The sequence below is a fragment of the Burkholderia sp. Bp8992 genome (assembly GCF_003853705.1).
GTDB lineage: Bacteria > Pseudomonadota > Gammaproteobacteria > Burkholderiales > Burkholderiaceae > Burkholderia.
Genome location: NZ_QTQI01000007.1, coordinates 1 through 13,899, shown reverse-complemented (window position 1 = coordinate 13,899; position 13,899 = coordinate 1). Strand labels below are relative to the sequence as shown.

Genomic DNA, 13,899 nt, shown 5'->3' with positions numbered 1-13,899 from the left:
GCTCACGGATGGTATCGCGTGAGCAGCCGCATCAGGATCAGTGAGTTTCGTCGCTGTCGGTCGCGTCACCGTTGTGGTCGGCCAAGCCATCGCGCCAGTTCTTCCACGCGCGATGCAGGCGGTTCGACGAGATCGGCCGCATGAAGCCCAGCCATTTGCCGACGCGCTCGGGCGGCACGTCATGTTCGAACAGCTCGGCCGCATAGGTATTGCGCAGCGTTTGCGGGCTCGCGCGTGCGGTGCGCGACGACGTGAGCCCGGCCGATTCGACGATCGCGTCGATCGCGCGCAGCATTGTGGCCTTGTGCATCGGCCGCCCGGCATGCGATGCGGGGAATACGAGTTCTCCCGGGATCTCCTGGCGCTTGCGCTCGGTCAGCCATGCTTCGAGCAGCGCGATTGCAAACGAGGCCAGATGGGTTTCGCGCGCGTAATCCGGATGCGTCGACTCGATCTGCAATGACGTGCCGGTCGTATTGATGCAACTAATGGTGAGGGCACGCGCTTCGCCGGTCTTGATGCCGGCACCGAGAAACGCGGCAACGAGCGCGCGGTCGCGCCGCTCTTTCCAGTACGCGGAACCCGATACGCCGATCGGTGAGAACAGATAGGCGAGCAACGTCGCGCGTTCGGCCGGCGTGAGGAAACCGGTCGGCTCGTTGTCGCGTGCCTGGCGCCAGTTCGCTTCGCCATCCTGAGCAATGAAACGGGCCGGGTTGGTCGATGCGTATTCGGTACGCCGGATGTGGTCGAGCACACGCTCGATCAGCCGCAAATAGCGCATGCGCTGCGTCTTCTTGATCGGCAGTTCGCCGACGAAGTTTGCAATGGTGGCCGTGTCGACCGTGGCCAGATTCTTCTGATGCGCACGCATCCACGCGAGAAAGGCGCCCCATTGCGCGCGATAGACGTCGGCTGACGAACGGCGATAGTCCTGCATCGCGAGCCACGCGTCGAACGCGGTTTCGGGTGAGAGGATCCAGTCGGACGCACCGCGGTCGAACAGATCCTTTTCTTCCGGGCGTGCAGCGGTGTCGGGAGAGGCGGGAAGGGACATGGTGTTAATTCCGTTAGTTGCGTATATGGTAGCCCTTTCCGCAACATGTCGGGCAGCAAGGGACTGAACCGGCCGCCGTGCGCCGCGGCCGGAGCCTGGCCGTCAGTCGCCCCACGCCTTGGACTGACGGTGAGCGCGCTCGCGGGGTGCCGTGCCGTGCGACGTTGCCGCGGCCTCGTACGCGAGGACCGCGAACGAAAAGACGGCGGGCAGCGCATTCGAGCGCCCGAAGTCGATCGGATCGTCCGTTTCGGGAAACGTCATGTCCGACGGCCGTTCGAATAATTGACGCATGCCGGCGTCGTGCCGGCTGGCAAAGCCGAGATCGGCGAGCGCCTCGGCTTCGATCGCGTGCAGCAGGCGCCACGTGAGCGGCACGCGCTGGCGGATGTAGCGCCCGGCGATATGCCGGACGATCAGCTCGAGATCATGCGCGGCAGCCTTGAAGCTGAGCGCGGCCAAATCTTGTTCTTCTGTCATTGCAGGCTCCTGTCGACCGGGACGGGCGCCTCGGTGCGCCGGCTCCGGCCCGTGCATGGCGGAATGTCCGTATACTGTACAAACATACAGTATTTTCCGCAACTGGCCTGCGATTGACCTTTCGGCCGACTATCCGCGTCGTCAGCGATGGATCACGATCAGCAATGCACGCGCTTCGGCCTTGCCGGGGTTGCGGATCGCATGCGGCTCGTCGGCCGGGTAGCGTGCCGTGTCGCCCGCCTTCAGGCGCCGGCTGGCCGCTGCGGCCTCGATTTCCATCGCGCCCTGCAGCACGGTGAGGTGCTCGCGCGTGCCGGGTTCGTGCGCGTTCGACACCAGTGCGCCGCCGCCCGGCAGCGTCAGTTCGTACCACTCGAACTTGCCGGCGAGGTCGATCGGGCCCCATACGCGCAACTGGTACCGGCCGTCGTGGCCGGCGAGTGTCGGGATGTCATGCGGGCCGTCCACCCGGATCGTCTCGGGCGCCTTCGGCTGCGAGAACAGCTCGTCGAGCGTGATGCCGAGCGCATTCGTCAGCCGCCACGCAACGGCGATCGTCGGGTTGGCCTTGTCGCGTTCGATCTCGGAGAGCATCGATTTCGATACGCCGGCCGCGCGCGACAGGTCGTCGAGCGTCAGCTTGCGCTCGTTGCGCAGCCGCTGGATCTGCTCGCCCACACGCGGCGGCGTGATGGCCGGCGGCTGCGGCGCGGCGCCGGCAGGCGTGCGCCGCGGCCCGGAGGAACTTGCCATTTGGATTCCGTTCGCTTAGAGTTGTTCGATATTTCGAATTCTAGTTCGGAATATCGGATAAATGCGGTCAACCGAACGACCGACTATAACAGTAGCAGGCCGTTGCGCCGCCGCCACGAGCGGTGCGCCGCGGAATGCGAATCCCTGTCAGGAGCTTTGCGATGCGTGATGCCTTTCTCGCCCAGGTGCGCGGGACGCTCGACCAGATCCGCGCGGACGGTTTTTACAAGACCGAGCGCGAGATCGCGAGTCCCCAGGCGGCAGCCGTGCGGCTCGCCGGCGGTGCCGGCGTGCTCAATTTCTGCGCGAACAACTATCTGGGTCTGGCGAACGATTCGCGCCTGATCGCGGCGGCGAAGGCCGGCCTCGACCAGGACGGCTTCGGCATGGCATCGGTCCGCTTCATCTGCGGCACGCAAACCGTCCACAAGCAACTGGAAAGCGCGCTGGCCGCGTTTCTCGGCACCGAGGACAGCATCCTCTATTCGAGCTGCTTCGACGCGAACGGCGGGCTGTTCGAGACGCTGCTCGACGAGAACGACGCGATCATCAGCGACGAGCTGAACCATGCGAGCATCATCGACGGTATTCGCCTCTGCAAGGCGAAGCGCTTCCGCTACAAGAACAACGACCTGGCCGACCTCGAGGCGAAGCTCAAGGAAGCCGACGCGGCCGGCGCGCGCCACAAGCTGATCGCGACCGACGGCGTGTTCTCGATGGACGGCATCATCGCCGACCTGAAAGGCATCTGCGATCTCGCCGATCGCTACGGCGCGCTCGTGATGGTCGATGATTCGCATGCGGTCGGCTTCATCGGCACGCACGGTCGCGGCACGCCGGAGTACTGCGGCGTCGAAGGCCGCGTCGACATCATCACGGGCACGCTCGGGAAGGCGCTCGGCGGTGCATCGGGCGGCTATGTCGCCGCGCGTCGCGAGGTGATCGAGCTGCTGCGCCAGCGCTCGCGCCCGTACCTGTTCTCGAACACGCTCACGCCGAGCATCGCCGCGGCATCGCTGAAGGTGCTGGAACTGCTCGGCAGCGACGAAGGTGCGAAGCTGCGCGAGCGCGTGCGCGAGAACGGCGCGCGGTTCCGCCAGCAGATGACCGAAGCGGGCTTCACGCTCGTGCCCGGCGCACACCCGATCATTCCGGTGATGCTCGGCGACGCGCAGCTCGCGACGAACATGGCCGACAAGCTGCTCGGCGAAGGCGTCTACGTGATCGGCTTCTCGTTCCCCGTCGTGCCGCGCGGCCGCGCGCGCATCCGCACGCAGATGAGCGCCGCGCATACGCCCGAGCAGATCGACCAGACGGTCGCCGCGTTCGTGCGCGTCGGCAAGTCGCTCGGCATCATCTGACGGAGGCGCGACCATGAAAGCACTGGCAAAGCTCGAACGCGGCCCCGGCCTGACGCTCACGCGCGTGAAGCGTCCCGAAGTCGGCCACAACGACGTGCTGATCAAGATCCACCGCACGGCGATCTGCGGCACCGACATCCATATCTGGAAGTGGGACGACTGGGCGCAGAAGACGATTCCCGTGCCGATGCACGTCGGTCACGAATATGTCGGCGAGATCGTCGAGATGGGGCAGGAAGTGCGCGGCTTCGCGATCGGCGATCGCGTGTCCGGCGAAGGCCACATCACGTGCGGTTTCTGCCGTAACTGCCGCGCGGGGCGCCGGCATCTGTGCCGCAACACGGTCGGTGTCGGTGTGAACCGCGAAGGCGCGTTCGCCGAGTATCTGGCGATCCCGGCGTTCAACGCGTTCAAGATTCCGCCGGAGATCTCCGACGATCTCGCGTCGATCTTCGATCCGTTCGGCAACGCGACGCACACGGCGCTGTCGTTCAACCTCGTCGGCGAGGATGTGCTGATCACCGGCGCGGGCCCGATCGGCATCATGGCCGTCGCGATCGCGAAACACGTCGGCGCGCGCAACGTCGTGATCACCGACATCAACGACTACCGGCTCGAGCTCGCGCGCAAGATGGGCGCGACGCGCGCGGTCAACGTCGCACGCGAGTCGCTGCGCGACGTGATGGCCGACCTGCACATGACCGAAGGCTTCGACGTCGGTCTCGAGATGTCGGGTGTGCCGAGCGCGTTCACGAGCATGCTCGAGGCGATGAACCATGGCGGCAAGGTCGCGCTGCTCGGCATCCCGCCCGCGCAGACGGCGATCGACTGGAACCAGGTGATCTTCAAGGGCCTCGAGATCAAGGGCATCTACGGCCGCGAGATGTTCGAGACCTGGTACAAGATGGTCGCGATGCTGCAGAGCGGCCTCGACCTGTCGCCGATCATCACGCATCGCTTCGCGGCCGACGATTACGAGAAAGGCTTCGCCGCGATGCTGTCCGGCGAAAGCGGCAAGGTGATTCTCGACTGGACGGCCTGAGTCGAGTGTCGAGGCGGGGCAGCGCGGCATGTTGGCCGCCTGCCCCGCTTTCGTTTACGTGCGTACCGTCGCACCGAAGCGCGTGATTCAACGCTTGAGGTGAGAATATTCGGGAGCTGTGTTTGTGCGCCGAATCGCGACGCGTTTCGGCATCGGTGAATTGCAAGCGCACGTTCGCTTCACCTGTCTGCCTCCGCTTCGCTTAGTCCCTTCCACGCCCTTCCACATGAGTTGCTACTTCGCTGGCCGGGTGATCGTTCGCGACGCACCGCATGCGGCGCCGAACCGAACCGGAACATCAACCGTGAGCCCGCAAACCTCGTTGCGACTCACTCATGCGCATGGCGCACGGCGTCCAACGGTGCGCAGATCACTACTTGCTCCGTTCACCCTTCATCCATCGCGGTTCGAGCTGAAGATTCAACACGACTAGCCAGCGCTTCGGGCATTGAGGCGCAATGTCGACCGGATCGCCATGCGTGCCGGGAATCGTGATGAACCCGTGCTGCGCCGCGTACTGATACGCACGCAATGCATCGGCCTGCAGCCAGAAGCTGACGAGCGCACACGTCACGAAGCGGAACAGCAGCACCGTCGCGGCGTCCGGCGCGAATCCGGCCGCAACCAGCAGGCTTTCGAACGCGAACGCAAGCGCCTGCGCGACCGCGATCGTGACGATCGTCAGCTTCATCACGCCGCGCAGCCGCAGAGCGGCACGCACGCGGGCCTGCCGGGCGTCGAGCCGGGTGCGATCGTCGCCGTCGTCGCGCTTCGGCACCTCGTGTCTCATGTCGCCGCACCGGCTTGCCGTGCGACCTCGATCTGCATCGTGCCGACCGCGCGCATGCGGTCGTTCGCGATGCTGACGGCCTTGCACAGGATCGCGCTGTCGTAGTTGTGCCCCGGAAAACGCATCACGTCGACCGGCTGAAATCCTGCGCGACGATAGAAATCGATGAGCCGGACCGCCGCATGCGGCGCGTCGAGCGCCAGGTGCGTCGCGCCGCGCGCGGCGGCCCGATGCTGTGCGAACGCGAGCAGTGAACGACCGATGCCGCGGTCCTGCCAGACGGGATCGACGGCCAACTGGCCGAGCGTCGCGACGCGCCGGCTGCGATACGGATCGCAGCGGGAATCGGGATCGTGCGACTGCAGCGTCATCGTCGCGACCAGATGCGCGTTGCCGAGCGCGACGAAGCACTCGCCGGTGAGCATGCGTTCGCGCGTCGCCGACGCCGGCTGATCGACACCCGGGCAATTGAAGCCCAGTGCGCCGAGCGGCGCGAACGCGCGATGCAGCAGCGCGGTCAGTGCGTCGTACGAATCGCTGCGCGGATCGAAGCGCCGCACGACGACGCGGCCGTCGAGCCGCTTCGCATAAGCCGCATAGGCGCGCGCGGGGCGCGCGGATTCCGGTCGCTGCATGATGTCCTTGTGCCCAGACAGGGTGACCGAAGTGTAGTGAGCGTCCCGTATCGGCTTCAAGAAAAAATGTCGTAAACGCGCGCCGCCAGGCCGCGCATCAGCCCTCTCACCGACAGGGCCTTTCACATGGGTATTGACGATGGAGAACGATCGTTCTACCGTAAACCCATGAATACACCTCACGACTCCTCCGGCGAACCGGGCGTTCGCGACCGGCTGCTCGACGCGGCCGAAGCGCTGATCTATTCGGGCGGCATCCATGCAACGGGTGTCGATGCGATCGTCAAGCGCTCCGGCGCGGCACGAAAGAGCTTTTATTCGCATTTCGAATCGAAAGAGGCGCTGGTGGTCGCCGCGCTCGAGCGTCGCGACGAACGCTGGATGCGCTGGTTCGTCGACGCTACGCTGGCGCGCGGCAAGGCGCCCCGCACGCAGCTGCTCGGCATGTTCGACGTGTTGCGCGACTGGTTCGGGCAGCCCGATTTTCACGGCTGCGCGTTCCTGAACGCATCGGGCGAGATCCCCGATGCCGACGGTCCCGTCCGTGTCGTCGCGCGCGAACACAAGGCACGGTTGCTGGCGTTCGTGCGCGAGCGCTTCGATGCGTATGCCGACGAAGCCGGCATCGAGCGTCGCGGGCTTGCGCGCATCGCACGCCAGTGGCTCGTGCTGATCGACGGCGCGATCGGCGTGGCGCTCGTCAGCGGCGATGCAAACGCCGCGCGCGATGCGCGCGCGACGGCCGAACTGCTGCTCGATACCGTGTCGCGGTAGCCGACGCAGCGAATCCGAACCGGCTGCGTTCGTTCGCGGCCAGAACCTGAACAGGAGCAACTCATGTCCGATTCCCCCGAAGTCCGCCCGCCCGTTCCGCCCTTCACGCTCGAAACGGCGCGCCAGAAGGTGCGCGCCGCCGAGGACGGGTGGAACACGCGCGACCCGCAGCGCGTGTCGCTCGCCTATACGCCGCAGAGCCGGTGGCGCAATCGTGCCGAGTTCGTGACGGGCCGCGACGAGATCGTCGGGCTGCTGCAGCGCAAGTGGGCGCGCGAACTCGACTACCGTCTGATCAAGGAGCTGTGGGCGTTCGACGGCAATCGCATCGCGGTGCGCTTTGCGTACGAATGGCACGACGATGCGGGCAACTGGTTCCGCTCGTACGGCAACGAGAACTGGGAGTTCGACGAAAACGGCCTGATGGCGCATCGTCACGCGAGCATCAATGATCTGCCGATTCGCGAGGCCGACCGTCTTTATCACTGGCCGCTCGGTCGTCGTCCGGACGATCATCCGGGGCTGTCCGACCTCGGGCTGTGAGGTTCACGTCGATTCAGCGGAGCGGCGAACGCATCACCGCGGTCCAATGGTGAGGAAATTCGGGAGTTGCTACGCTGAGGTGAGATTTTTCGGGACGCGGTGGAATGGCGTGTCGGACTGTGTGCTTCGAGCAGGTCGACGCGGCATCGCACGGGTAAAGCACGCATGTCGACGTGCAGCGGTGTGCTTTATCGCGTGATGCATCTCACCGATCGCACCGGTGAAGCGTCGACGATCGGTGTGCGCGCGCGTGACGTGCATCTCACCGATCGGATCGACTTCACCACGTAGGCTTCCAACGAATCTGCACGAGTGCGCAAACGCGTCGTGCGTTGCTCACCGCCGAGCGATTCATGAAGTGATGCCCGGCGCGCGCCGGGCATCACCCTCGCGCTTCAGCCCGCGATCCGCGCGGCGACCGCCTCGCCCACTTCCTGCGTGCCTGCGTTGCCGCCGAGATCGCGCGTATGCGGCCCCGTGCGCAGCACGTCCTCGATCGCGGCGATCATCGTGTCGTGCGCTTCACGTTCGCGGCCCGCGCCGTTGCCGAGGAAGTCGAGCATCATCGCCGCCGACCAGATCATCGCGACCGGGTTCGCGATGTATTGCCCCGCGATGTCGGGTGCCGAACCGTGTACGGGCTCGAACAGCGACGGGAACGTGCGGTCGGGGTTCAGGTTCGCCGACGGCGCGATGCCGATCGTGCCCGTGCAGGCCGGCCCGAGATCCGACAGGATGTCGCCGAACAGGTTCGACGCGACGACGACGTCGAAGCGGTCCGGCTGCAGCACGAAGCGCGCGCACAGGATGTCGATGTGCTGCTTGTCGACGGCGATCTCCGGATAGCGTTCGGCCATGTCGGCCGCACGCGCATCCCACCACGGCATGCTGATCGCGATGCCGTTGCTCTTCGTCGCGACGGTGACACGCTTCGCGCGCCGCTGTGCGAGCTCGAACGCGAATTTCAGCACGCGCTCGGTGCCGTGCCGCGTGAAGATCGACTGCTGCATCACGACTTCGCGCTCGGTGCCTTCGAACATCGTGCCGCCCACCGACGAATATTCGCCCTCGGTGTTCTCGCGCACGATCATGAAGTCGATGTCGCCCGCGCGGCGGCCGGCGAGCGGCGATGGCACGCCGTCGAACAGGCGCGCGGGCCGCAGGTTGATGTACTGGTCGAATTCGCGGCGGAATTTCAGCAGCGAGCCCCACAGCGAGATGTGATCAGGCACCGTCGCGGGCCAGCCGACCGCGCCGAACAGGATCGCGTCCATGCCCGACAGCTGCGCCTTCCAGTCGTCCGGCATCATCTTGCCGTGCTGCGCGTAGTAGTCGCAGCTCGCCCAGTCGATCTCGACGAAATCGAAGCGGATGCCGAAGCGCGCGGTCACGGCGGCGAGCGCGCGCAGGCCCTCGGGCATCACTTCGCGGCCGATGCCGTCGCCGGGGATCACGGCAATCCTGTAGGTCTTGTCGGTCATGCAAATCTCCTTGGCTGGTTGGCCGGCTGCGGGGAGGCAACGGCCTGTCACGCCATTCTATTTATTTCCATCTGGATTAGAATCACACGAAAGGTTAATCGACTTTCCACGAATCGTGAATAAATCGCCGAATCTCGACGACCTGCGCGTGTTCAGCCTGGTCGTCCGCCTGACGAGCTTCAGCGCGGCCGCCGAGCAGCTCGCGGTGTCGCCCGCGTACGTCAGCAAGCGCATCGCGCTGCTCGAGGCGCAGCTCGGGACGCGCCTGCTGCATCGCTCGACGCGCCGCGTCACCGTCACGGAGGCCGGCGAACGCGTGTTCGCGCGTGCCGAGAAGATTCTCGACGACGTCGATCATCTCGTCGAGGACGTGTCGACCACCCGCACGGTGCCGCGCGGCACGCTGCGCATCTCCAGCAGCTTCGGCTTCGGCCGGCACGTCGTCGCGCCGGCGCTGCTCGACTTCAGTGCGCGCTACCCGCAACTGAACGTGCGGCTCGATCTGTTCGACCGGCTCGTCGACGTCGCGGGCGAAGGCTACGACCTCGACGTGCGCATCGGCGACGAGATCGCCGATCATCTGATCGCGCGCCGCCTCGCCGCGAACCATCGCGTGCTCTGCGCGTCGCCCGACTATCTCGCACGACGCGGCACGCCGCGCTCGCTCGCGGACCTTGCTTCGCACGATTGTCTTGCAATCAAGGAGCGCGACCATCCGTTCGGTGTATGGCGGCTGAACGTGCGCGGCGAGACGGTCACGGTGAAGGTCGGCGGCGCCCTGTCGACGAACCATGGCGAGGTGGCCGTGCAATGGGCACTGGCCGGACGCGGGATCGTGTTGCGTTCGATCTGGGAGGCTGCGCCGCTGATCGAGCGCGGTGAACTGTGCCGCGTGCTGCCGGACGCGATCCAGCCCGCGAACATCTGGGCCGTATATCCGGAACGCGTCGCGGCGTCGGCGAAGGTGCGCGTGTGCGTGGACTTTCTGGCGGAGACGCTCGCCGCCTCGAATGCCGCAGCGGCTGACGATACGGCCTGAATTCGGCTAAAGGTGAGCTTTTGCGGGAGGCGTGCGCAGGCACCGACGCAGCGCTGGATGCGACGCCGATCCGCTTGCCGGACCGGACTCCGACGATGCCTGCGGAAGACTCACGCCACGCTCGACGCACCGAGCATCAGGTCGAGATTCTGCACGGCTGCGCCCGATGCGCCTTTGCCGAGATTGTCGAACACGGCGGACAGCAGCACCTGGCCGCGCGCTTCGTTGACGAACACGCCGAGCCGCAGGTCATTGGTGCCGTTCAGCGCTTGCGGATCGAGATGCGTGGTCGCGTGCGCGTCGGCAAGCGGCGTGACGTCGACGTGACGCGCACCGGCGTAATGGTGCGCGAGGCAGGCATGCAGCTGCTCACCGGTCACGCCGGCCGCAAGCAGGCGCAGCTCGATCGGTATGGTGAGCACGATGCCCTGTCGATAGGCACCGTAGGCCGGCACGAAGAACGGGCGGTGCGCGAGCCCGGCGTGCAGCGCGATCTCGGGGGCATGCTTGTGCTCGAGTGCGAGGCCGTACACCTGCAGCGGCAGCGCGCGCGCGTCGGCGTCAGCCGATTCGAATGCGTCGACGGCCGCCCTTCCGCCCCCCGAGTAGCCGGAGATCGCATGGATGCTCACCGGGTAGTCGCGCGGCAGCAGGCCGGCTTGTTGCAGCGGGCGAAGCAGGCCGATCGCACCCGTCGGGTAGCAGCCCGGATTGGTGACGCGCTTCGCGTGCGCGATATTCTGCGCATGTCCGTCGGCCATCTCGGGAAAGCCGTAGACCCATTCGGGCTGCATGCGATGAGCGGAACTCGCATCGATCACGCGCACCGCCGGGTTCCGGATGAAGCCGACCGCTTCGCGCGCGGCCGCATCGGGCAGGCACAGGATCGCGATATCGCAGGCGTTGAGCGCATCGGCACGCCGCGCGGGGTCCTTGCGTTCGGCTGCCGGAAGCGTGAGCACCCGCACGTCGGTGCGCTCGCGCAGGCGCTCGTGAATCAGCAGCCCGGTCGTGCCCTGGTCGCCGTCGATGAAGACAGTGGGGAAGCTCATGATGGTCGTGTTCCTCGCGTTCGGTCGTCGGGGGAAAGCCGTATCGTCCGCCGGCGCATAGAATAGGAAAAGTTGAATTTACTGACAATCTGATTCAGCTTTCCTGAACGAGAGGTGTTTGATGCGCGAAATCAGTCTCGACCGCCTGCGTACGCTGGTCGCGATCGCGGACCACGGATCCTTTGTCGCGGCGGCGCAATGGCTGCATCTCGCACCGCCGACCGTCAGTCTTCATATTGCCGAACTGGAAAGTCGCGTCGGCGCGCCGCTGCTGTCCCGTACGCGCGGAAACGTGCGGCCGTCGACGATCGGCGAAGTGCTGGTCGAACGGGCGCGGCGCCTGCTGGCCGAGGTCGAATCCACGCTCGACGACGTGCAGCGGCAGGTGCAGGGGTTGACCGGACGGGTGCGCCTCGGCGCGTCGACCGGTGCGATCGCACACCTGCTGCCGCAGGCGGTGGCGCGGCTGCGCGAACAGCATCCGGATATCGATGTGCAGATCGCGGTGCTCACGTCGCAGGACACGCTGGCGCGCATTGCGCAGGGCACGCTCGACGTCGGGCTGGTCGCGCTGCCGCAGGCGCCGGTCGCGGGGCTGTCGATCCGCGCATGGCGGCGCGATCCGGTGATGGCCTTCCTGCCCGCCGACTGGCGGCTTCCGGCGCGCGTGACGCCGGCCTATCTGGCTGCGCGCCCGCTGATTCTCAACGACGCGACAACGCGCCTGTCACGGCTCACGACGGAATGGTTCGCGCTCGGCGGCCACCGGCCCGAGCCGCGGATCGAGCTCAACTACAACGATGCGATCAAGAGCCTGGTCGCCGCAGGCTACGGTGCGACGCTGCTGCCGCACGAGGCCGGTGCGCCACTGCCGGATGCGCGCATCGTCATGCGGCCGCTACGCCCGGCGTTGTGGCGCGAGCTGGGTATTGCCCATCGCGCCGGCCCGGTCGAACGGGCGACGCAGCACGTGCTCGATGCGCTGCTCGGCGCGCGATAGCGGATCGCGGCGCGGCGGCCCGTGCGGGTCGGACGCGCGTCGTTCAGAGCCGGTTGTCCTTCGCGAGCGTGAGCACGCGCGCCCAGCGCTGCGCATCGCGCTTGTCGGTCATCGGCAGCTTCCATTCGCTGCGTACGGCGTCGCGCACGCGCACGACGAGATGCCAGCGGCCGCCGATCGGCGCGGCCTGGCAGCCGTCGAGCTGCGACAGCGTATAGCGGCCGTCTGCGCCGTCATGCGACAGCCACAGCAGCCCTTGCGTCGCGGAAAGCCGCAACTCGCCCCATGCGCGATGCACGATGTGCGTCCAGCCGTCTTCCTTCGTATTCGGTGCGATGTCGCGGCGGCGCTTGATCCACCACGCGACCAGTGCGATCGCGATGGCGGCGGCGAGCACGGCGGCCGCGATCGCGACCGGCTGGCCGAACTGCGCGGCGATGACGTGAAACAGGTGAACCGCGCCCCATCCAATTGCGATGAGCGCGAATAGCGCAATGAAAATCGGCATGTCGAATCGGAAAAGAGAACGGCCCGGCGCAAGCATCGCGCCGGGCCGCCGGACACGGCATTACCGGCGGCGGTGAATGTCGTGCGTGACGAAGCCCGCGTCGTTGTTGGGCAGCGCGAGGCCGTCCTTCACTGCGAGCGTCTTGCGGATGTCGTCGAGACCCGCGGACCAGTGGTCGCGCATCGTCGACAGACCGAACTGATAGTCCTTGTAGTGGTGCTCGTACGCCTTCTGCTGGTAGATCAGGTGCTGGATGTTGTACTTCTTCCCGCTCGACATCGCATCAGCCTCGACGCACCACGGGTCGTTCTTGCGCTGCTCTTCCGGCACCTGTTCGAGCACGTGGCGCAGCACGTTGCGGTAGCGCTGTTCGCGCTGCAGCGTGTCGGTGACGAAACGCGTGCGGCTCGAATACTGCACGTCCTTCGTGCGCTCGGCCACGTCGGCCATCGTGCGCGGCAGCGGCCCGCGCGCGCTCCACAGATCGACCTGGAACGCGAGCGTGTCGCGGCGCGGCCGGGCGCGGAGCACTTCCATCAGCGGCGTATTCGACACGACACCGCCGTCCCAGTAGTACTCGCCGTCGATCTCGACGGGCGGGAACGCGGGCGGCAACGCACCGGACGCCATGAAATGCTCGGGCTCGAGACGGATGCGCGAGTTGTCGAAGTACACGAAGTTGCCGGTACCGACGTTGACCGCGCCGACCGACACGCGCGTCTCGCCCGAATTGATCCGGTCGAAGTCGCACAGCCTCAGCAGCGTCGCGCGCAGTTGCGACGTGTCGTACCAGCTGATCTTTTCCGGATGATCGGCCACGCCCGGCAGCGGCGGCGGAAAGCGCGGCACGAAGAATCCTTGCTGGCCCTGCATCATCGCGCTGGCTGCCTGCGACGCGGTGAAGAACGTGCGGACCTGGTCGATGCTGTTGAACAGCGCGAATTCGAACGCGGCCGGAATCGCGGGAAAGAACGCCGGCTGGCAGATCGTTTCCCAGAATTCGCGCAGGCGCTCGACGCGATGCTCGGGCGCATTGCCGGCGATCAGCGCGGTGTTGAGCGCGCCGATCGAGATGCCCGCGATCCAGTCGAGCGGAACGCCCGCCTCGTGCAGCCCTTCGAACACGCCGGCCTGATACGCGCCGAGCGCGCCGCCGCCCTGCAGGACGAGCGCGATCGTTTCGTACGGCAGCGACCGCGCGGGGGCCGGTGCGCCGGCTTCGTGTTGCAGGTCCGCCGCATCGACGGCCTGCTTTTCGGTGCGGGCGTGCGGCTTCATTGCATGAACCAGCCGTGGCTGACGATGAACGACTGGCCCGTGAGCGCGGCGCTCGGGAACGCCGACAGGAACAGCACCGTCTGCGCGACGTCCTGCACCGTCGTGA

The 13,899-nt window shown here is 66.5% G+C and carries 15 protein-coding genes and 1 pseudogene; 6 read left to right on the top strand and 10 right to left on the bottom strand.

All coding sequences use genetic code 11. The features are described 5' to 3' along the window. Window positions 1–37: 37 nt before the first annotated feature. The 3 genes from DIE03_RS12665 to DIE03_RS12655 form a co-directional block, all read right to left on the bottom strand. Window positions 38–1,057 carry a tyrosine-type recombinase/integrase gene (locus DIE03_RS12665; protein WP_124450688.1) on the bottom strand — a complete coding sequence of 340 codons (1,020 nt, stop codon included), beginning with the start codon at window positions 1,055–1,057 and terminating at the stop codon, window positions 38–40. A gap of 102 nt (window positions 1,058–1,159) precedes the next feature. After that, window positions 1,160–1,537 (bottom strand): DUF2471 family protein, encoded by a 378-nt coding sequence (locus DIE03_RS12660; protein WP_124450686.1) that lies wholly within the window; start codon window positions 1,535–1,537, stop codon window positions 1,160–1,162. A gap of 141 nt (window positions 1,538–1,678) precedes the next feature. Next, the gene (locus DIE03_RS12655) at window positions 1,679–2,290 is read right to left on the bottom strand and encodes a helix-turn-helix domain-containing protein (protein ID WP_124450684.1); all 612 of its coding nucleotides are present in this window, start codon (window positions 2,288–2,290) and stop codon (window positions 1,679–1,681) included. Between the two features lie 161 nt (window positions 2,291–2,451). On the opposite strand from DIE03_RS12655, the gene DIE03_RS12650 reads away from it, so the two are divergent. Together DIE03_RS12650 and tdh are read left to right on the top strand one after the other, a co-directional pair. Continuing rightward, window positions 2,452–3,651 (top strand): glycine C-acetyltransferase, encoded by a 1,200-nt coding sequence (locus tag DIE03_RS12650; protein ID WP_124450682.1) that lies wholly within the window; start codon window positions 2,452–2,454, stop codon window positions 3,649–3,651. Window positions 3,652–3,664: 13 nt separating this feature from the next. Beyond that, the gene (gene tdh, locus DIE03_RS12645; protein ID WP_124450680.1) at window positions 3,665–4,693 is read left to right on the top strand and encodes an L-threonine 3-dehydrogenase; all 1,029 of its coding nucleotides are present in this window, start codon (window positions 3,665–3,667) and stop codon (window positions 4,691–4,693) included. 373 nt (window positions 4,694–5,066) lie between these two features. Here tdh and DIE03_RS12640 read toward each other — a convergent pair whose 3' ends face one another. Together DIE03_RS12640 and DIE03_RS12635 are read right to left on the bottom strand one after the other, a co-directional pair. Then, entirely contained in the window at window positions 5,067–5,483 is a 417-nt protein-coding gene (locus DIE03_RS12640; RefSeq protein WP_124450678.1) for a hypothetical protein, read from the bottom strand. Next, window positions 5,480–6,118: a GNAT family N-acetyltransferase gene (locus DIE03_RS12635; protein ID WP_124450676.1), complete on the bottom strand. Its 639-nt coding sequence runs from the start codon at window positions 6,116–6,118 to the stop codon at window positions 5,480–5,482. Before DIE03_RS12635 ends, DIE03_RS12640 begins: the two co-directional genes overlap by 4 nt. Before the next feature lie 168 nt (window positions 6,119–6,286). On the opposite strand from DIE03_RS12635, the gene DIE03_RS12630 reads away from it, so the two are divergent. Continuing rightward, on the top strand, window positions 6,287–6,892 hold the full coding sequence (locus tag DIE03_RS12630; RefSeq protein ID WP_124450674.1) for a TetR/AcrR family transcriptional regulator: 606 nt from the start codon (window positions 6,287–6,289) through the stop codon (window positions 6,890–6,892). A gap of 63 nt (window positions 6,893–6,955) precedes the next feature. Beyond that, window positions 6,956–7,435, top strand: coding sequence for a nuclear transport factor 2 family protein (locus DIE03_RS12625; RefSeq protein WP_124450672.1), 480 nt, complete (start codon window positions 6,956–6,958; stop codon window positions 7,433–7,435). A 395-nt stretch (window positions 7,436–7,830) separates the two neighbouring features. On the opposite strand, the gene DIE03_RS12615 is transcribed toward DIE03_RS12625, so the two are convergent. Beyond that, a complete protein-coding gene (locus DIE03_RS12615) occupies window positions 7,831–8,916 on the bottom strand; it encodes a tartrate dehydrogenase (RefSeq protein WP_124450670.1) in 1,086 nt (361 codons plus the stop codon). A gap of 115 nt (window positions 8,917–9,031) precedes the next feature. On the opposite strand from DIE03_RS12615, the gene DIE03_RS12610 reads away from it, so the two are divergent. Next, window positions 9,032–9,955 carry a LysR substrate-binding domain-containing protein gene (locus DIE03_RS12610; protein ID WP_124450668.1) on the top strand — a complete coding sequence of 308 codons (924 nt, stop codon included), beginning with the start codon at window positions 9,032–9,034 and terminating at the stop codon, window positions 9,953–9,955. A 110-nt stretch (window positions 9,956–10,065) separates the two neighbouring features. Here DIE03_RS12610 and argC read toward each other — a convergent pair whose 3' ends face one another. Next, window positions 10,066–11,007 carry an N-acetyl-gamma-glutamyl-phosphate reductase gene (gene argC / locus DIE03_RS12605; RefSeq protein WP_124450666.1) on the bottom strand — a complete coding sequence of 314 codons (942 nt, stop codon included), beginning with the start codon at window positions 11,005–11,007 and terminating at the stop codon, window positions 10,066–10,068. A 121-nt stretch (window positions 11,008–11,128) separates the two neighbouring features. Between argC and DIE03_RS12600 the strand changes: the two genes are divergently transcribed. Continuing rightward, window positions 11,129–12,007, top strand: coding sequence for a LysR family transcriptional regulator (locus DIE03_RS12600; protein ID WP_124450664.1), 879 nt, complete (start codon window positions 11,129–11,131; stop codon window positions 12,005–12,007). A gap of 43 nt (window positions 12,008–12,050) precedes the next feature. On the opposite strand, the gene DIE03_RS12595 is transcribed toward DIE03_RS12600, so the two are convergent. The 3 genes and pseudogenes from DIE03_RS12595 to DIE03_RS12585 form a co-directional block, all read right to left on the bottom strand. Further along, window positions 12,051–12,515 carry a hypothetical protein gene (locus DIE03_RS12595; RefSeq protein WP_124450662.1) on the bottom strand — a complete coding sequence of 155 codons (465 nt, stop codon included), beginning with the start codon at window positions 12,513–12,515 and terminating at the stop codon, window positions 12,051–12,053. A 60-nt stretch (window positions 12,516–12,575) separates the two neighbouring features. Then, a complete protein-coding gene (locus DIE03_RS12590; RefSeq protein WP_185658147.1) occupies window positions 12,576–13,793 on the bottom strand; it encodes a patatin-like phospholipase family protein in 1,218 nt (405 codons plus the stop codon). Further along, window positions 13,790–13,899, bottom strand: a pseudogene (locus DIE03_RS12585) (3-hydroxybutyrate dehydrogenase); the annotation flags it as partial. The pseudogene DIE03_RS12585 and the gene DIE03_RS12590, both read right to left, overlap by 4 nt.